Below are 16302 nucleotides of genomic sequence, written 5' to 3'. Positions count from 1 at the left end.
ACAGAATTGTGCGCAGAAATACCAATCAACCGAAACTCGTGTGCGCGGGCGAACAGACTTTGTTTGCCCGCGTCGAATTGTCTAACGGCGCAAAAGACCTAAATCTCTGGGTAGTGCAACCAAACGCAATGCAACCCAACAACAAATGAGACATTCAATGAAAACGCTTCTCCTCGCTTCCGTCGCCGCTCTCGGCCTGTCCTCCGCCGCCCATGCCGAAGCTGTCCCCTATGTGTTCGACGCTTCGCACAGCCAGATCGTGTTTGAATACAACCACCTTGGATTCTCCAACACCGTCGGCGTGTTCTCGGGCTTTGATGGCAACATCCAGTTTGACGAAGAAGACCCTGCGGCGTCCTCTGTCGAGGTCTCCTTTCCCACCGATAGCCTCTATACAGGCTGGGACGAACGCACCACGCACTTCCTGAGCGGTGACTTCTTCGGCGCCGAAGAGAACCCGACGATCTCTTTTGTCTCCACTTCCATCGAGGTGACAGGCGAGAACACGGGCGTGATCACGGGCGACCTGACCCTCAACGGCATCACCAAGCCCGTGTCGCTTGACGCTGTGCTGAACCAGAAGGGCGATCATCCAATGGCAGGTAAAGCATGGCTCGGCTTTGACGCGACAACCACCGTGCTGCGTTCCGAGTTCGACATGGGTATGTTCACACCGTTCGTTGCAGACGAAGTGGCCGTGAACATTTCCATTGAGGCCATGCGCGCCGAATAAGCCGCCAGTCTCGTATAACGGCTCAAACAAGATAGGCCGCTCCTGCGAGGGAGCGGCCTTTTGTGTGCGTGAGGTAGAGGTGGGCTACGCCGCGTGACGTGTTGCGCCCTAGTCGGCGCGGGTGGCGGTGAGGTTTACCGTGACCGTGACGCCAAAGCCCACCGTGCTTTCATCGGTATAGCCCGCGCCCATCCCGAAATCGCGGCGGTCCAGTTCGACCGAGCCCGTCATCGTGGCCACATCCCCGTCGACCAACAGCTCAAACGGCAAGGTTACGGGCACAGTCGCGCCCGCAAGGGTCAGATTGCCTACGGCGTGATGGGCCTCGCCTGTGCGGGTGATGTCGGCGGCAAAGGTCGCGGTGCTATAGGCCGCAACGTTGAAGAATTCCTCGCTCTTGGCATTATCCGTCACAGAGCCGAGGGTGAGCGTGGTGGTGTCGATATTGACCGTCACAGCCCCGATGCCCGTGGTGTCGTCATAGGTGATCGCGGCGGACCACGTGTCGAAATGGCCTTCGACGGGGGTGCCCATTTGCACGACGGAGAATGTCAGATCGCCATTTTGCACTTCCCATGTCGGCCCATCGGCGGGAACGACAGATGCCGCCTTGCCCGTCACTTCCGCCCTTGCACCCTCTGCCTCAGGCGCGGGGGTGGAGGGGGCGGCAAAGAGGGCCACGCCCAGAACAATAATCCAAAGACCCACCGCCAAAAGAGGCGCGGCGCGTCCGTGCGTGGCGGAGGCATCGCCCGCGTCCCGTCCGTGGCTCATCCGTGCCAAGGTCGCGTCCTTATCGATGATTTGGTGTTTGAGTGCGCCCGCGATATGCGCCGCAATGCTCAGAATGATCACCCACGCAGACAGGCCATGCACGGCCCCCGCAGTATGAGCCACGGCCTCGGATTTCGGCACGAAGGGCAAGCCCTGTCCGAACGGCCACCAGATCGGGGCAAAGCCGCTCTCGGCGGCGTGCATCACCCATCCCGACAGCGGCATGATGAGGATCGCACCATAGAGCGCCCAGTGGACCACTTCGGCGGCGAGTGTCTCGGCTCGGCGTTCCGGGTGTAGCGGCACGGGGCGCGGTTGTGTCACCGCCCAACCGATGCGCAAGATCGCAAGCAACAGCACCGTAATGCCGATGGTTTTATGCGCCGAGTAAATCGTTTGTAGGCGGGCAACCGTGTCGGCATTGCGCGGCGTGTTATCCCCGATTAGGCCAAGGGCAATGGCGGTCAGGATCAGAAGCGCGATGCTCCAGTGAAAGAAACGAGCAAGCGAGCCGTAGCGCGTAGCGGTGTTGGTCAACATGAGGTGGTCCATCTGATATGTATTTATTGGCGAAGGTACGTTGTGATCCGTGCCTCTGCATCCTTTGTGCGCGCACAGAAACTGTGCAATGCGGCGACATCCGTGCGGAATACACAGAACCGCTCTCCCTTCCCGCGCGACCACATTGCGGCTAAAAGCGGTCCATGAGCACAAATCCTCCGAATCTCCGCCCCGATCTGGCCCCTAAGCCTATGTTTGATGTCACCGCCCGCGACGGTCAACCGACCATTGGCATGGTGTCCCTTGGCTGCCCAAAGGCCTTGGTCGACAGCGAACGCATCCTGACGCGGCTGCGTGCAGAGGGCTATCAGATCGGGTCCGATTATGCGGGCGCGGATGCGGTGATTGTGAATACCTGCGGGTTTCTGGATAGCGCCAAGGCCGAGAGCCTTGAGGCCATCGGTGAGGCGCTGAACGAGAACGGAAAAGTGATCGTGACGGGCTGTCTCGGCGCGGACCCTGAATACATCACAGGCGTTCACCCCAAGGTTCTGGCCGTGACTGGGCCGCACCAATACGAGCAGGTTCTCGACGCGGTGCATGGCGCAGTGCCGCCCGCGCCCGATCCGTTTATTGACCTGTTGCCCGCAAGCGGTGTGAGCCTGACACCGCGCCATTTCAGCTATCTAAAAATCTCCGAGGGCTGCAACCACGCCTGTAAATTCTGCATCATCCCCGACATGCGCGGCAAGTTGCAGTCGCGTCCCGTTCATGCGGTGCTGCGCGAGGCGGAGAAGCTGGTGGAGGCAGGCGTCAAAGAGTTGCTCGTGATCTCGCAAGACACCTCAGCTTACGGGCTTGACCGTCGCTATGACACCCACCCGTGGGCCCCGAAAAATGGCGATGCCCGCGAGGTGCGCAGCCACATCACTGACCTGACACGCGAGTTGGGACAGTTGGGTGCTGCGGACGATCTTTGGGTGCGCTTGCACTACGTCTACCCCTACCCGCATGTGCGCGAGCTGATCCCGCTCATGGCGGATACATCGAATGCGGTTTTGCCCTATCTCGACATTCCCTTCCAACACGGCCACCCCGATGTGCTCAAACGCATGGCGCGTCCGGCGGCCTCGGCCAAGGTGCTCGACGAGATCGCGGCGTGGCGGGCCGATTGCCCCGAGATCACCCTGCGCTCGACCTTTATTGTTGGCTATCCTGGGGAGACCGAAGCCGAGTTCCAATATCTGCTCGACTGGATGGACGAGGCACAGCTCGACCGTGTGGGCTGTTTCAAATACGAGAATGTCGCGGGCGCTCGCTCGAACGCGCTCCCCGATCACGTGGATGAGGCCGTCAAACAAGAACGTTGGGAGCGGTTCATGGAGAAGGCTCAGGCCATTTCCGAAGCCAAATTGGGGGCCAAAGTCGGCCAGACCATGCAGGTTATCGTGGATGATATCGACGAAGACGGCATCGCCACCTGCCGCACCAAAGCCGACGCACCAGAGATCGACGGCAACCTGTTCATCGACGAAGGGACCGAGGGCCTGAGCGTTGGGGATTTGGTGCGCGTCGAAGTGGACGAAGCGGGCGAATACGACCTTTGGGGGCAACTGCGCCACGACGGATAAAGCCCCCTCCCCGTCGCTCAAACTGTGATCTCTTAACCTTTCGCTCATATCCCCGAGGGTATGATTGGACAGGTGTAGAACGCACATTCGAGAGATCGACGGGGAGCCTCGGGAATGAAGGCCATTTTTTACATCGGGCACCACAAGGTTGGCTCGACGTCCTTACAAAAGTTTTTGTCTGAAAACGCCTACGCGCTGCTAAAATCAGGCATTTTATACCCCGCCGTCGAAAGCCGCGGATTGGCGCATATGACCCGCAATGCACTTGCGGGGAAAGATACGGAAACCGACCTGCCGATCAACCTGCGCGAGCCACATAACGCCTTGGCCTTTCGAATGCTGTCACAGCTCGAGGGCGTAACGGTGCCGCCGTACCATAAAGAGCTGCCCGCAACGCCACAGATGAAATTTGCGCTGCGCAACCAGATTGCCGAGTTGGAGCCGCATACGGTGATCCTATGCTCTGAGGTGATGTCGAATTTCGGGGTGTTAGCCCCCGATATGATCGACCAGCTTATGCGGATGTTCGACACCTCGGATCTCGATCTTTACTGCACACTGCGCCGTCCCGACGACTACCTTGCCTCGTGGCACGGTCAGCGGTTGAAGTTTAACCACAAGATGCGCCCCTTGCGCGGGGGGGCAACTGCAAACTATTTCGAGGGCATCCATTTCGATTATGAAAAGATGCTCCGCCCTTGGGTCGAGAAATGCCCACATGCGACCCTACATATACGTTCCTATTCGGACGTCGTGGCCTCGGGTGGTTCTGTTGAAGATTTTGTGGCGCAGGTGCCTGTCACCTTTCCAAAGAAGCTCAAGACAACTGCCTCTGCGAACCCCTCCATCCCGCGGGCCCTGATGGAGTTTGCCCGCATCGGCAACCATAACCTGTCTCCCGAAGACGCTCATTTCCTGCGCCAGTTTCTGATCCGCGCAGGCAGTTCGATGGACATCCCGCCTAATGGCGAGGTTGAATTGTTCGGCGCCGAAAATCGCGCATTGATGATGGACGCCTTCGCGCCCATTCATGCCTACCTGTCCCAAATCACCGGCAAGGACGCATTTTTCGCTGATATTGCAGACATGGCTCATGTGCGCCCTGTGTCCGAACGTGAGGCCAATGAACAGGGGCTGCGCCAGATTCTTATGGCACTTCAGCACACCACCATCCCCGACAACATCCGCGCCTTTTTTGAAACATTCGAATTCTCGGACGAGTACCAATTACCGGAAACGCACTTATGACACGCACAACTCTCCAATCCCTGATGTGGCCCGAAGTCGGTTTGAACACCGAAGTCGACACCTACATGCGCCTGTTGGAGGGATCTGCCTTCTCACTACGCGATCAGAAGATTCTGTTTGGGGAGAAAGGTCAGGCAGAGTTCAGCACCTATGCAAACCTGTTCAACATCGGCAAATGGAAACGTTGCTGTGCGCTCAACGATTTGGCCCTCACGCTTGAGGGGGAAGGCACATTTGAACTCGTTGTCTTCAACGCACCCCGTCATCGCTCGTGGCGTCTTTTGGCCAATGAGGTCATCACTCTGAAGGCAGGCGAGCCTTTGACCACCACGCTCGACATCTCGGGCACGGCTTTTTCAACATCAGTGATCTTCTTCAAATTGCGAGCCTTAAGCACGGACGGGAAACTGTCCGCAGCCCGTTGGGAAACAGAACAAGCGCCCCTACGCACGCCCGAATTGTGTCTCGCCATCACGACGTTCAAGCGCGAAGAAGCCGTGGCCAAAACCGTTTCGCGCTTTAATCAGTTCTTCGAGACATCGCCCTTGGCCGATCACATCCACCTTGCTGTTATCGACAACGGCCAAAGCACGGACTTGGGCTCAACCGACAATATTACCGTGATCCCCAATGAAAATCTGGGCGGCTCGGGCGGTTTTGCACGTGGCCTGCTTGAGGCCAAATCACGCGGGGCGAGTCATTGTTTGTTTATGGACGATGACGCCTCAACCCATATGGAATCCATTGAGCGGACATGGATGTTCCTCGCCTATGCCACCGACCCAAACACAGCCGTGGCAGGGGCGATCACCGATGCCGATGTAAAATGGCGGCTATGGGAAAACAGCGCGGTCTTCAAAACAGTGTGCCAACCAAAATTCTGCGGTTTGGACCTGCGTGACCAGCACAGCGTTCTGGCGATGGAATACGACACGACCCCGCGCCGTGCGCCCAATGCCTATGGAGGATGGTGGTATTTCGCTTTCCCCGTCGAAAGCGTGGAGCATATGCCCTTCCCCTTCTTTGTGCGTGGGGACGACGTCAGCTTCAGCCTCGTGCATGACTTTGACATCGTCACTCTGAACGGTGTTGTGTGTTTTCAGGATGACAACTTTTCCAACAAGGAATCCCTACACACGCTCTACCTCGACTTGCGCAGCCACCTCGCGCATCACATGGCGATTCCGCATATGGATATCGGGCGCAAGGCCACTTTGAAAATCGCCGCGCGATTTGTGCTGCGTTCCATCGTCCAATGCCATTACGAGACAGCTAGGGCGCTCAACATGTCCTTTGCCGATTTCATGGAAGGCCCAGATTTCTTCGCGAAAAATGCAGATATGGCCAAGCGTCGCGCCGATCTGACCGCGATCCGCCATGACGAAACTTGGGTTGATACCGTGTCCCTGCCCGAGCCAAGCAAACGCCGGTTCAACCCCGACAAAGGCTGGCTGCGCAGGTTGATGAAATTCACGTTGAACGGCCATTTTATTCCGTTGTTCAAACGCTTTGGCGACCATGTCGTCATCGACGCAGGATTGCGCGGCCAACTCCACGCCATATGGGGTGCAGCTCAAATCACCTATGTCGACACCGACAATCGCAAACACATGACCGTGCGCCATTCAAAGCGCAAAATGGCCCGCGAACTGTGGACCTTTCTACGGCTTGCATGGACGTTCTGGCGCAGCTACGCGCCCCTAAAAAAATCTTGGCAGTCGGGGTATTCAAACTTCGCAAGCGAGGCATTCTGGCAGGAGAAGCTGGCACCATCCCTAACCAATGGAACCCACGCAGAGCCGGAGGTCGAACATGCATAAGCCCAAGACAGGCCGTTTGATCATCCACGCGGGAGACCACAAACTTGAATCCACAGAGCTTCAAACAGCTCTCGCAACACAGCGCGTGTCTCTGGTCGGCCAGTCGCTATATTACCCGGGAAACAGCGATCACACCTCGCTATACCATCAGTGGAAGCAGAAAGATGCGTCCACACTCAACACCCTGTCCCGAGGCATTCAAAATGTGTCCGCTGACGTGACTATCCTTTCCGGTGAATGGCTTGAGGACGCGCCTGCACGGTTTTTGAAATCCGTTCTGGACGGCCATCTGGCCGCGACCTGTGAGGATTACAAAATCATCACCTATGTGCGACCTCACGCGGCGCGTTTCATTGCGACGCGCGTAGAACAAATCAAATCCGGTTTCCACCCCGAAGAGACGCTTGATCAATTTTTCGAACGCAGCCTCGCCAACAAACGCTTCTTTTATGCGCCCCGCTACACCGATTGGCGCAGCACATTTAACGATGCGTTCGTCGTCCGGCCACTGATCGAAACCCAACTTCAGGGCGGTTCAATTGTGACCGATTTCATGACAACCATTGCGGATGGGCAGCCCTTTAAAGTGGCGGAAATGGCTACAACCGATCCGAAGCTCAATCTGCGCGACTTGATGGTTCTAAAACTGGTCCACAGACGCACCAAATCGCTAGATCGCGCCGATCATATCGGTTTAGGACGATCCATAGCACGTCACATGAGAGCCTTGGGCAGCTTCGAAAGCGAGCCTTTGCGGATACATAAGTCATTGGCGGAAGCGATTGCCAAAGCCTATCGCGAACACGCGCAGACCGTGGACAGGCTCCTGTTTGGTGGCAAAAAGGTACTCGAGGCAGAGTTGGATCGCGCCATTGATACCGCGCTGCCTCAGCCACAAAGCCTACGCCCTGCCGACCACCTGAGCGCAGACGAGCGCCGCACTATTCTGGCCTTGGCGGACATGGTGCATGAATTGAGCGGAAACGGAAAGAATTGGAACTTCCATTTCCGCAAAACCCACGCCGCGGCATTGGCAAACTAATTTCAACGCTCATCAAGCCCGCACAACCCGTTGATTCAGATCAGGGATAGGAATTATGGCCCTCGGCAAAACAAAAACTTTGGTACTTCACACTGGCGACCATAAAACGGGATCAACCTCGATCCAATACGCATTGGCGGCGGGGCGCATCCGCCTCACGGGCCGTACGCTGTGCTATCCCTCACGCCTGGCCCATAACCATCTTGCGGTGAGATTTAGAAATCCCCAAAGCCCTGATGCCGCCGCACAATTTAACCCATTGGCCGAAACCATTGGCAAAAAAGCAGCAGACGTCTCAGTTATTTCGGCAGAGCACCTTGAGGGCGCAAAACCCGAAAACGTCAAAACTGTATGGAACACCTACTTCACCAAAGTAGCCGAGCAACTTCGCATCGTCTCATATGTACGCCCTCACGCATCGCGCACGGTTTCCACCTGCGCCGAAGTGATCAAAGTCGGGGCCTTTATGGGCGACTCGCTTGAAGAGTTTTTCGACAAGCGCAACATGACAAAGCGCTTGAACTATACGCCACGTTGCCAATCGTGGCGTAAGGAGTTCGGGGAGGCCTACACGCTGCGCCCCTTTGTGCGAAGTGAGTTGCATGAGGGATCGGTCGTGGCAGATTTCCTCAAGTCGGCGCTAGGCGACACCGATTTCACAATCGAAACGGGAAAATCAGCCAATGAGTCTTTGTCCCTGAAAGATCTGATGGTCATCAAACTTGTGCATCAGAGTTTTCAAGACCAATCCACTCATGTGCGGTTGGGAATGGGATGGGCCCTCGCCCGTCACCTCAATGCGCATGAAAGCTCAAAGGGTGAAAAGCTTGCCCTGCACAGATCACTGGCAGAAAAAATCGCCACGGTCTTTCGAAATGATGCAAAGGCGATGGATGCGGAGTTCTTCGACGGTCGCCCGCTTTTGCAAGACGCCCTCGACCGCTCAGTTGAGACCTCCATTGCCGAACCACAAAGTCTGCGCATTGAGGATCACCTGAGCCCCGCTCAACAACGCGATGTCGCCGCGATGGCCCTGACCATGCGAGAGATGTTCGACAATGGGAGCGGTTGGCAGGGCTATTTGCGAGAAAACAAGATCAAGGCCATTAGCTCGCTTTAAACCGCCTGTCCCCGCCCGCGGCACACTTTCTGTAAGAAGGGTGGAGTTAGAGCGGGGAAATGACAAAGGCTGGGGTCTGTTTGCCCTGCGCCAGGAACACATCCGCCGTGTCGAGCGCTTCGCGGATGGTCACATCCATATCGAGATAACGGTAGGTGCCCAACCGCCCGACAAAGGTAACGCCACGCGTCTCTTCGGCCCGTTTGATGTATTCGGCCAAGAGAGCTTTCTCTTTCACCTGACGAATGGGGTAATAGGGAATGTCGTCGGGACCGCAGTCCCGTGAGAACTCACGATAGCAGACCGATCCCTCATGGCTTTCCCACGGCGAGAAATGCTTATGCTCGGTGATGCGGGTATAGGGCACATCGACCTCACCGTAGTTCATCACAGCGCACCCTTGGTAATCACCCTCAAAGTTGAACTTTTCGAAATCGAGCGTGCGGTAGCCAAGGCGGCCCAGTTCGAAATCGAAGTACCCATCAAGGGGGCCAGAGTAGAACACGTGATCAAAACCGGCAGCAGCGTCGCGATCGAATTCGGTGTTCAGATGCACAGTAATCCCGTCGTGATCCAGAATACGTTCGATCATCGCGGTGTAGCCGTTTTCTGGCATCCCTTGGTATTTATGGAAGAAATAGTTGTCGTCGTAGTTAAATCGGACGGGAAGGCGTTTCAGGATCGAGGCGGGAAGTTCGGAAGGTTGAATGCCCCACTGTTTGATCGTGTAGCCTTTAAAAAACGCTTCATAGAGGTCATTGCCCACCAAACGCTGGGCCTGTTCCTCAAACGTCTGAGGGTCGGTAATCGTGGTGTCCGCCTGTGTCTCGATAAAGGCCTTTGCCTCATCGGGACGCATGGTCTTTCCGTAGAACTGATTGATCGTATGCAGGTTGATCGGCAGGGAAAACACTTGCCCTTGCGATGTGGTTTTTACACGGTTTTTGAAGGGCATGAAGGTTTCGAACCCGTTGACGTAATCCCAAACCTCGGCGTCATCTGTGTGAAAAATATGCGGCCCATAGACATGAACCATCACGCCCGTCTCGGGGTCGCGCTCGGTGTGGCAATTGCCGCCGACATGGGAGCGGCGTTCAACGACTGTAACTTCGTGACCTGCCTCTGCGAGCTTCCGCCCGATCACAGCCCCCGACAGCCCCGCGCCGACCAACAAGACTTTCATACCCACCTCGTTTGTCCAGTGTTTCGTCCTGAGACAATGTGGCGGGACTTTGGTTTCAAAGCCGTTAACCAAGAACAGAAAATGAGAGGAAAATGGCGGCGTGTAAGTTAGGTCATCTTGGGGAGGAGGGGGGGGCGTTTTCAATAAGATACCAAATAATCTATGAAACTCTATTTGCTCCTGCTGAGTTCGAGACTGAGAGTGAAGGAACATTTTGCATCGTAATTGCCTGACTGAGTGCCGCCGTTCACAATATGTGCAGACTCGGGTGCTCCTCTTGACGTCGCTGAGAACCTTCCTCACTCTCCCAACCAAACGGAGATCCCCATGACCAAGACATACCAAGAGCTGCTCACTGAGGCCTATGACCAGATCACCACGATTCCGACCGAGATTGCGGTGGACTTGGTGGACGATCCTGACACCTTGATTGTCGATCTGCGCGACAGGCGGGAGTTGGAGCGGGAGGGCAAGATTGCGGGGGCGTTTCATTGTCCGCGCGGGATGCTTGAATTCTGGATTGATCCGAGCAGCCCCTACCACAAACCCGTCTTGGCGGAGGCAAAACAGATCGTGTTTTACTGTGCCTCTGCGTGGCGCTCGGCCTTGGCCACCAAAACCGCGCAGGACATGGGGTTTGACAATGTCGCCCATATCGAGGGCGGGTTTTCGGCGTGGCGCGACGTGGGCGGCGCGGTGGAACAGGTCGCCGCAAAATAGCGTGGGCTTTCGACCCATCCGCGCTAGATGAGCGTCATGACACAGACCGACACACATCCCGCAGAGCCGCCAATGTTGGGCCAAGACACCCCGAAAGACACCGCCGTGTTGTTCAATGCGCAGTGTCCGATCTGTTCCTTCGAGATTGGGCATTACGCGGCCTATGCCGACAAAAACGCCCTGCCGATCCGCTTTGACGACCTCAGTTGCGCCGCACAGGCATGGGGTATTGATGCGGATCAGGCGGCGCGGCGGTTGTACGTGATCCATGACGGGGCGCTCATGTCGGGGATGCCCGCGTTTCGGGTGCTTTGGGCGCAGATGCCGCGCTTCCACTGGCTGGCGCGGATCACGGGGTGGCCGATTGTGCGCCCTGTGACGGTGTTCCTCTATGATCGGGTTTTGGCACCGACCATCTATCGGTGGCATATCCGGCGTCAGGCCCGCAAGACGCGTCAAAGCTGATCAAGGTAGTGGCGCACCGCCGTTTGCACGTGGCGGAAACGATCCCCGCCGAGGTGTTTGCCGCCATACCACCGCGTCACCACAACGATATGATCGGTGAGCCCTTCGCGCTCCAACATCCGCACGATCACCATGCCCGCGCCGCTTTCGCCGTCATCGTTTTTGATCGGGCCGTCTGCGCCGATAAGGCCCCATGTGTTGTGGGTCGCTTTGGCGAACTTCTTGGTCTTGCACAGGGTTTTGACAAAGGCTTTGGCCGCATCGGCGTCGGGGCAAGGCCCACCCGAGACGGCGTATTTCGATCCACGGTCGGTAAGGATATTGTCGAAAACCTGCATGGGGTCTGTGTAGCGGGGTCAGCCGATGAGTACCACCACCCACGCCACACCCACCGCAAGCGAGGTCACGAACACGCCCGCCGATCCTGCGTCTTTGGCGCGTTTGGCGAGCGGGTGTTCCTCGGTCGAAATGTAATCCACGGCGTCCTCAATGGCGGTGTTGAACAGTTCAGCGACAAGCACCAACAGCCCAAGCGCGAGGATCAAACCTCGTTCCCCCGCCGTCAGATCAAGCACACAGGCCAGCAGCGCCGAGGCGAGATTGGCCCAGACCCAAGAGCGAAAAGAATGTTCGCCCACCCAAGTGGCGCGTATCCCCTGAAGGCTCCAGATCGTGCGCAAGATGAGCCGTTTGTAGGTGTAGATCAGCTTTTGCATTCTGCCTGCCTCATTGTCCGTGTGTCGTGGCGCATAGGTTCGGAAATGGCGATGCTTGGCGCAAGGTTTTTTTAGAATTTTCTCCGGCACGCGCGACGGGATATGCGGGCCAAACCGTATAATGGGCATAAGAAATTCATAGAAAGCCGAAAGCCATGTCTATCAATTCAACCCTCCGCAAATTCGCGACACCACTCACCGTTGGGACCTTTCTCGTCACGGGCGTGACGGGAACGCTGTGGTATTTTCACATCGTCACCGATGCGGGTCGGTGGCTGCATGAGATCATCGGGTTGGTGATGATGGGAGCGGTGGCGTTGCACCTCATTCTCAACTGGCGTGCCTTTCTCACCTATTTCAAACGTCCCATCGCGCTTGTCTTGATGATCGGGTTTCTGGCCATGACCATCGGCGGCTACGTGATGCCTGAATCCGAGACAGAGGGCGGACCTCGCGGCGGCGCGGCAGCCATCATGATGCTCGGTGAAAAAGACCTCGCGACACTCGCCCCAGTCTTTGGCGTCGATGCTGACGGCCTTACCAGCAAAATGATCGCTGCGGGTTATGAGGACGCAACCGCGACAAGCACTGTGATTGATCTGGCTGGCGCAGAGCCTGGCAAGCTGTTGAGCGCCTTTGCAGTGATGGGCGAATAGACCTAACACAGACCAAGAACGGCCCTACACATGGCGGGCCGTTTTGCGTGCGATAGGATTGGAATCAGCCCGCGGCCTCACCCGACTGCGCCACCCGCAGGTAGTTCAACTCTTGGGTGTTGAGGCAATAATCGGGAGCAGCCTTTTGCGTCCCTTGGTGCTCCAGAAGCCACAAAATACACGGATCGTGTTTTGAACACCGTTCGCAGCGCGAGATCATCTCCGACAGTTCCGTGGCAGAGATATCGCCAGAGTTGACGGCCGTGGTAACATCGGTGCCAAGGCGCTCGGCCATGCCATGCAACAAACAGGCTTTTCCGGGTTTGATCGCGTCATTGATCATCGCTTATCTCTCCTTGCCCGCGTGGAGGGGGTTGCCTCAACACGCGCCATTTGTTCAAGCGCTTCCTTGTTTCGACAGTAACACGGGGCCAATCGTGCGCCCGTTTGCTTATGCGCTGCGATGAACTTGCTACAGATGTCGGGTGAGGAGCAGCTCTGGCAGCGATAAACGCGGTTGATCATCTCGAGCGGCGCGATGTCGCCACGGCGCACCGCCCCTGCCAGATCAACCCCGAGTGTTTCGGCCATCTCGCTCAAAAGCATCGAATGGCCTCGAAAGGTCGGATTTACAGACATTGGCATATCGGCCCCCTAACGTCGTCAGGCTATGGCCCGACGTTGCGCGGTCAAGACACCACGGGGATGGGTTGCGGACCTTGATCCGTGTCAAAGCCACCCGTTTGAAGCGGGGTTTGGCGTGATTTGGGCGGGATTGGTGCGTAGCAGGACAACGCGGCGTGGGCACAATAGGGCTGTGCCCTGCCTACATATTCGCCATCGTTCGCTTTACGGTCTCGATTCGTTGCGCATTTGGCGGGTGCGAGCCCAAGAACTGATCGCCCGGATCAGGAATACGCGCAAAATACTGTGCCCCGCGCACAGGGTTGTAGCCCGCACGGGCGGCAATGATGGTGCCCAACTGATCGGCTTCCAATTCATAGGCCTTGGAGTAGGTGCGTGAGCCAACCGTGGCGCCAAGGTTTTGCAAGGTTTGCAGGCTCTGCGCATCCGCGCCAAGCGCCGCGCCAAGCAGACCTCCGATCACCGCACCCGCAACAGCGGTGTCCTGTGTCCGTCCAAGGTGGCCGCGAATATGGTGCGCCGCCTCATGGCCCATGACAAAGGCCAATTCGTCAACGTTATGGACATCGGCAATCAATGCGACGGTAAAGGTGATGGTCGGTTGCCCGCTCTCCGTGACCGATTGATAGGCATTGGCGGGCGCATCGGCGCGACGATCCACAAGGATTTTGTAATCGCAATTCGCCTGTGGCGCACGGGCCCGACATTCGGCCTCGGCCACCGGTTCCATCCGGGCCACCACCGATGTGAACTGTGAAACGGTCACGCCCTTGCCCGTATTCGAGACGGGGTTTTCGGAGGGCTGCGGAGTAGAGGACGGTGGCGTTGAAACAGGTGTCACACAGGCCGACAGGCCAAGCGCGACACCAAAGGCAAGAACAAGACGGGAAGTGATCATGTGTTTGTCTACTCGAACTGCGTTTCCAAAGACGTAGTGTAGGCAGGTCAACGCCCCATTGCCAATCGCGAAGTCGTGACAACAAAGGACGGATCGCGCCCTAATCGCACAAGCGAAAAACCTTATCGCGCGAGGTTTCCCCTCGCACCAAGGTCAAAGTCGATTTAGCCCGCCCCATGGATTTTGCAAGCAGCTTAACCACCGCTTTGGTGGCCTTCCCGTCCTCAGGGACAGTCGTGACATAGACGCGCACAGCGGGGCCATCCTGACCTTGCTCCACCACGACCGTATTGCGTGAGGCTTTGGGTGTGACGCGCACCGACAGTTGGCCGTCCTTAACCGCATCATTGAGCGCCGTTTTCAATTCCGCTTTGTCCAATGGAGCATCCTGCGTGTTGCGATGTTGTATGCGATGTGGCCGATTATACGCCTGCGATTTGAGATAGGTAGCTTGAAATCACCTGTAAAAGCCACGACATAACAAGGCAGATAAAACCACGCACCGCACATCGCTTGCGAACACTCGCAACGTGACCGCAAAGGGACGCCCTATGCCGACATCAAACCCCGCCGCCCTCGACTTTTTGCTCACGCGCCGGTCACGGCCCGCAAAAACGCTCACCACACCTGTGCCAACGCGAGTGCAATTAGAGCCGATCCTGACTGCGGCAGCCCGCACACCCGATCACGGGAAACTGGAACCATGGCGCTTTATTGTGTTGGAGAACGCCGCCCTTGATCGTTTGGCCGATGAGGTGGTGCAATTGGGCGAGACGCTCGACTATCCCGCCGACAAGGTCGAAAAGAACGCCAGACAATTCGCGGACGGCCACCTCGCCGTTGTCGTTGTGGCCTCCCCCGTAGAGAGTGAAAAAGTTCCGCAGATTGAACAGCTCTATTCCGCAGGGGCCGTGTGCCTATCGCTTCTGAATGCCGCATTGGCCTCGGGATGGGGTGCTAACTGGCTATCGGGATGGGCCAGCCATGAGCGTCGTTTTTGTGAGGACGCACTTGGCCTTGCGCCCCATGAACAAATTGCGGGTCTGATCTACATCGGCACCGAAAGCTGTGCCCCGCCAGAACGCCCGCGTCCTGATCTGGGCGCCATTACCGAATGGGTAAGCGACTGATGTTTAGCGATTTTGCCAAGGCCTTGGCGCAGATGACAGACCCGCGTTTCCGTGCGGTCTTGGGTAAGGGGATCGGGCTGGCCCTCGCGCTTTTGATCGCCGTTTATATCGCCTTTGTCTGGGTGTTGGGGTTGTTCCTACCTGACACTGTGACGCTACCTTGGATTGGGGAAATCGGCCTCGGCCTTGCCCTCTCCATCGGCTCGTTCTTTGTGATGATCGGGCTATCGGTATTCTTGATGGTGCCTGTAGCTTCGGCCTTCACAGGTATTTTTCTCGACGAAGTTGCCGAAGCCGTAGAAGACCGCCACTACCCTGCACTGCCCCCAGCACCGCAGATGTCTCTGTCCGATACGATCATGGATTCGCTCGGATTTATGGGAGTATTGATCGCAGCCAACATCGTGGCACTTGCGCTTTATCTGCTGCTCAATATCGCCGCGCCGCTGATCTTTTGGGGGTTGAACGGCTATCTGCTGGGTCGCGAGTATTTTCAGATGATCGCCATGCGCCGCTTGGGCCGCGAGGGCGCAAAGGCCGCGCGAAAGCGGCACATGGGCGAGATTTGGGTCGCGGGCGCACTGATGGCGGTGCCGCTGTCGATCCCGCTTGTGAACCTGCTGATCCCCGTTTTGGGCGTTGCGACCTTCACACATATGTTCATGCGTCTTGAGGGGGACACGCCCCGCCCTACGCCGCGCTAGGCCCGTAGGTAGGGTCTTAGCTATCGGCAACAGACGGCAGGCGCGCGGTCCAGTCCAGATCGTGCCATGTCAGATCAGTTAACGTGATGAACGTCACCAGACATACCCAGATCACGCAGGTGACGAGGGTCACAATCACGGCCTTGCGGCGCGGATTGTAATTGGCTGGCGCCCCGTCATGGGTGCCTTCGACTTTCTCGCCCATGTCGCCTTGGGTCTTTAACCCGATGGGAAGCGCGATGAGCATGGTCATAAACCACGTTACCGCAAATAGAACTATTGCTGATGTTATCGCCATCGCGTTTCCCTCTTTGTC

The 16302-nt window shown here is 57.1% G+C and carries 20 protein-coding genes; 11 read left to right on the top strand and 9 right to left on the bottom strand.

The genetic code is table 11. The features are described 5' to 3' along the window. Window positions 1-157: 157 nt before the first annotated feature. The gene (locus ACN0TS_RS11585; protein WP_417259517.1) at window positions 158-733 is read left to right on the top strand and encodes a YceI family protein; all 576 of its coding nucleotides are present in this window, start codon (window positions 158-160) and stop codon (window positions 731-733) included. Window positions 734-841: 108 nt separating this feature from the next. Here ACN0TS_RS11585 and ACN0TS_RS11580 read toward each other — a convergent pair whose 3' ends face one another. Further along, complete coding sequence (locus tag ACN0TS_RS11580) at window positions 842-2047, bottom strand: cytochrome b/b6 domain-containing protein (RefSeq protein ID WP_417259516.1); 1206 nt, start codon at window positions 2045-2047, stop codon at window positions 842-844. A gap of 164 nt (window positions 2048-2211) precedes the next feature. On the opposite strand from ACN0TS_RS11580, the gene rimO reads away from it, so the two are divergent. The 5 genes from rimO to ACN0TS_RS11555 all read left to right on the top strand — a co-directional run bounded on the left by rimO (window position 2212) and on the right by ACN0TS_RS11555 (window position 8869). Beyond that, window positions 2212-3639 carry a 30S ribosomal protein S12 methylthiotransferase RimO gene (gene rimO / locus ACN0TS_RS11575; RefSeq protein ID WP_417259515.1) on the top strand — a complete coding sequence of 476 codons (1428 nt, stop codon included), beginning with the start codon at window positions 2212-2214 and terminating at the stop codon, window positions 3637-3639. Window positions 3640-3753: 114 nt separating this feature from the next. Further along, a complete protein-coding gene (locus tag ACN0TS_RS11570; protein WP_417259514.1) occupies window positions 3754-4887 on the top strand; it encodes a hypothetical protein in 1134 nt (377 codons plus the stop codon). Further along, window positions 4884-6707 (top strand): hypothetical protein, encoded by a 1824-nt coding sequence (locus tag ACN0TS_RS11565; RefSeq protein WP_417259513.1) that lies wholly within the window; start codon window positions 4884-4886, stop codon window positions 6705-6707. Before ACN0TS_RS11570 ends, ACN0TS_RS11565 begins: the two co-directional genes overlap by 4 nt. Further along, window positions 6700-7749: a hypothetical protein gene (locus ACN0TS_RS11560; protein ID WP_417259512.1), complete on the top strand. Its 1050-nt coding sequence runs from the start codon at window positions 6700-6702 to the stop codon at window positions 7747-7749. The genes ACN0TS_RS11565 and ACN0TS_RS11560 overlap by 8 nt, the downstream gene beginning before the upstream one ends. A 55-nt stretch (window positions 7750-7804) precedes the next feature. Continuing rightward, the gene (locus tag ACN0TS_RS11555) at window positions 7805-8869 is read left to right on the top strand and encodes a hypothetical protein (RefSeq protein ID WP_417259511.1); all 1065 of its coding nucleotides are present in this window, start codon (window positions 7805-7807) and stop codon (window positions 8867-8869) included. Window positions 8870-8915: 46 nt separating this feature from the next. On the opposite strand, the gene glf is transcribed toward ACN0TS_RS11555, so the two are convergent. Then, window positions 8916-10052, bottom strand: a complete 1137-nt coding sequence (glf, locus tag ACN0TS_RS11550; protein WP_417259510.1) for a UDP-galactopyranose mutase — start codon at window positions 10050-10052, stop codon at window positions 8916-8918. Between the two features lie 327 nt (window positions 10053-10379). Between glf and ACN0TS_RS11545 the strand changes: the two genes are divergently transcribed. Both ACN0TS_RS11545 and ACN0TS_RS11540 read left to right on the top strand, forming a co-directional pair. Next, complete coding sequence (locus ACN0TS_RS11545; RefSeq protein WP_417259509.1) at window positions 10380-10772, top strand: rhodanese-like domain-containing protein; 393 nt, start codon at window positions 10380-10382, stop codon at window positions 10770-10772. A 36-nt stretch (window positions 10773-10808) separates the two neighbouring features. Beyond that, window positions 10809-11237: a thiol-disulfide oxidoreductase DCC family protein gene (locus tag ACN0TS_RS11540; protein WP_417259508.1), complete on the top strand. Its 429-nt coding sequence runs from the start codon at window positions 10809-10811 to the stop codon at window positions 11235-11237. On the opposite strand, the gene ACN0TS_RS11535 is transcribed toward ACN0TS_RS11540, so the two are convergent. Then, on the bottom strand, window positions 11228-11575 hold the full coding sequence (locus tag ACN0TS_RS11535) for a YigZ family protein (protein WP_417259507.1): 348 nt from the start codon (window positions 11573-11575) through the stop codon (window positions 11228-11230). The two genes, ACN0TS_RS11540 and ACN0TS_RS11535, sit on opposite strands and share 10 nt — an antisense overlap. A gap of 18 nt (window positions 11576-11593) precedes the next feature. Further along, complete coding sequence (locus ACN0TS_RS11530; protein ID WP_417259506.1) at window positions 11594-11953, bottom strand: diacylglycerol kinase; 360 nt, start codon at window positions 11951-11953, stop codon at window positions 11594-11596. Between the two features lie 155 nt (window positions 11954-12108). Between ACN0TS_RS11530 and ACN0TS_RS11525 the strand changes: the two genes are divergently transcribed. Further along, a complete protein-coding gene (locus ACN0TS_RS11525) occupies window positions 12109-12609 on the top strand; it encodes a DUF4405 domain-containing protein (protein WP_417259505.1) in 501 nt (166 codons plus the stop codon). A 64-nt stretch (window positions 12610-12673) separates the two neighbouring features. On the opposite strand, the gene ACN0TS_RS11520 is transcribed toward ACN0TS_RS11525, so the two are convergent. From ACN0TS_RS11520 to ACN0TS_RS11505, 4 genes are all read right to left on the bottom strand, one after another. Further along, window positions 12674-12952 (bottom strand): DUF6455 family protein, encoded by a 279-nt coding sequence (locus ACN0TS_RS11520; RefSeq protein ID WP_417259504.1) that lies wholly within the window; start codon window positions 12950-12952, stop codon window positions 12674-12676. After that, on the bottom strand, window positions 12949-13254 hold the full coding sequence (locus ACN0TS_RS11515; protein WP_417259503.1) for a DUF6455 family protein: 306 nt from the start codon (window positions 13252-13254) through the stop codon (window positions 12949-12951). Before ACN0TS_RS11515 ends, ACN0TS_RS11520 begins: the two co-directional genes overlap by 4 nt. 181 nt (window positions 13255-13435) lie before the next feature. Further along, entirely contained in the window at window positions 13436-14152 is a 717-nt protein-coding gene (locus ACN0TS_RS11510; RefSeq protein WP_417259502.1) for a M48 family metallopeptidase, read from the bottom strand. 100 nt (window positions 14153-14252) lie between these two features. Further along, a complete protein-coding gene (locus tag ACN0TS_RS11505; RefSeq protein ID WP_417259501.1) occupies window positions 14253-14531 on the bottom strand; it encodes a DUF167 domain-containing protein in 279 nt (92 codons plus the stop codon). 172 nt (window positions 14532-14703) lie between these two features. Between ACN0TS_RS11505 and ACN0TS_RS11500 the strand changes: the two genes are divergently transcribed. Then, the gene (locus tag ACN0TS_RS11500; RefSeq protein WP_417259500.1) at window positions 14704-15282 is read left to right on the top strand and encodes a nitroreductase; all 579 of its coding nucleotides are present in this window, start codon (window positions 14704-14706) and stop codon (window positions 15280-15282) included. Beyond that, window positions 15282-15986 carry an EI24 domain-containing protein gene (locus ACN0TS_RS11495; protein ID WP_417259499.1) on the top strand — a complete coding sequence of 235 codons (705 nt, stop codon included), beginning with the start codon at window positions 15282-15284 and terminating at the stop codon, window positions 15984-15986. The genes ACN0TS_RS11500 and ACN0TS_RS11495 overlap by 1 nt, the downstream gene beginning before the upstream one ends. A gap of 16 nt (window positions 15987-16002) precedes the next feature. On the opposite strand, the gene ACN0TS_RS11490 is transcribed toward ACN0TS_RS11495, so the two are convergent. Then, the gene (locus tag ACN0TS_RS11490) at window positions 16003-16284 is read right to left on the bottom strand and encodes a DUF1467 family protein (RefSeq protein ID WP_417259498.1); all 282 of its coding nucleotides are present in this window, start codon (window positions 16282-16284) and stop codon (window positions 16003-16005) included. Window positions 16285-16302: the final 18 nt, after the last annotated feature.

The organism is Celeribacter sp. (genome assembly GCF_048266405.1).
GTDB lineage: Bacteria > Pseudomonadota > Alphaproteobacteria > Rhodobacterales > Rhodobacteraceae > Celeribacter.
This window is presented reverse-complemented; position numbering and strand designations above follow the sequence as displayed.

What these genes read in the sequence shown, in the direction of transcription:
- ACN0TS_RS11585 (WP_417259517.1), top strand. Translation starts at nt 158, where the DNA reads ATGAAAACGCTTCTCCTCGCTTCCGTCGCCGCTCTCGGCCTGTCCTCC.
- ACN0TS_RS11520 (WP_417259504.1), bottom strand. Translation starts at nt 12,952, where the DNA reads ATGATCAATGACGCGATCAAACCCGGAAAAGCCTGTTTGTTGCATGGC.
- ACN0TS_RS11490 (WP_417259498.1), bottom strand. Translation starts at nt 16,284, where the DNA reads ATGGCGATAACATCAGCAATAGTTCTATTTGCGGTAACGTGGTTTATG.
- ACN0TS_RS11545 (WP_417259509.1), top strand. Translation starts at nt 10,380, where the DNA reads ATGACCAAGACATACCAAGAGCTGCTCACTGAGGCCTATGACCAGATC.
- ACN0TS_RS11540 (WP_417259508.1), top strand. Translation starts at nt 10,809, where the DNA reads ATGACACAGACCGACACACATCCCGCAGAGCCGCCAATGTTGGGCCAA.
- ACN0TS_RS11500 (WP_417259500.1), top strand. Translation starts at nt 14,704, where the DNA reads ATGCCGACATCAAACCCCGCCGCCCTCGACTTTTTGCTCACGCGCCGG.
- rimO (WP_417259515.1), top strand. Translation starts at nt 2,212, where the DNA reads ATGAGCACAAATCCTCCGAATCTCCGCCCCGATCTGGCCCCTAAGCCT.
- ACN0TS_RS11525 (WP_417259505.1), top strand. Translation starts at nt 12,109, where the DNA reads ATGTCTATCAATTCAACCCTCCGCAAATTCGCGACACCACTCACCGTT.
- ACN0TS_RS11515 (WP_417259503.1), bottom strand. Translation starts at nt 13,254, where the DNA reads ATGCCAATGTCTGTAAATCCGACCTTTCGAGGCCATTCGATGCTTTTG.
- ACN0TS_RS11565 (WP_417259513.1), top strand. Translation starts at nt 4,884, where the DNA reads ATGACACGCACAACTCTCCAATCCCTGATGTGGCCCGAAGTCGGTTTG.
- ACN0TS_RS11570 (WP_417259514.1), top strand. Translation starts at nt 3,754, where the DNA reads ATGAAGGCCATTTTTTACATCGGGCACCACAAGGTTGGCTCGACGTCC.
- ACN0TS_RS11510 (WP_417259502.1), bottom strand. Translation starts at nt 14,152, where the DNA reads ATGATCACTTCCCGTCTTGTTCTTGCCTTTGGTGTCGCGCTTGGCCTG.
- ACN0TS_RS11535 (WP_417259507.1), bottom strand. Translation starts at nt 11,575, where the DNA reads ATGCAGGTTTTCGACAATATCCTTACCGACCGTGGATCGAAATACGCC.
- ACN0TS_RS11495 (WP_417259499.1), top strand. Translation starts at nt 15,282, where the DNA reads ATGTTTAGCGATTTTGCCAAGGCCTTGGCGCAGATGACAGACCCGCGT.
- ACN0TS_RS11555 (WP_417259511.1), top strand. Translation starts at nt 7,805, where the DNA reads ATGGCCCTCGGCAAAACAAAAACTTTGGTACTTCACACTGGCGACCAT.
- ACN0TS_RS11530 (WP_417259506.1), bottom strand. Translation starts at nt 11,953, where the DNA reads ATGCAAAAGCTGATCTACACCTACAAACGGCTCATCTTGCGCACGATC.
- ACN0TS_RS11580 (WP_417259516.1), bottom strand. Translation starts at nt 2,047, where the DNA reads ATGTTGACCAACACCGCTACGCGCTACGGCTCGCTTGCTCGTTTCTTT.
- ACN0TS_RS11560 (WP_417259512.1), top strand. Translation starts at nt 6,700, where the DNA reads ATGCATAAGCCCAAGACAGGCCGTTTGATCATCCACGCGGGAGACCAC.
- glf (WP_417259510.1), bottom strand. Translation starts at nt 10,052, where the DNA reads ATGAAAGTCTTGTTGGTCGGCGCGGGGCTGTCGGGGGCTGTGATCGGG.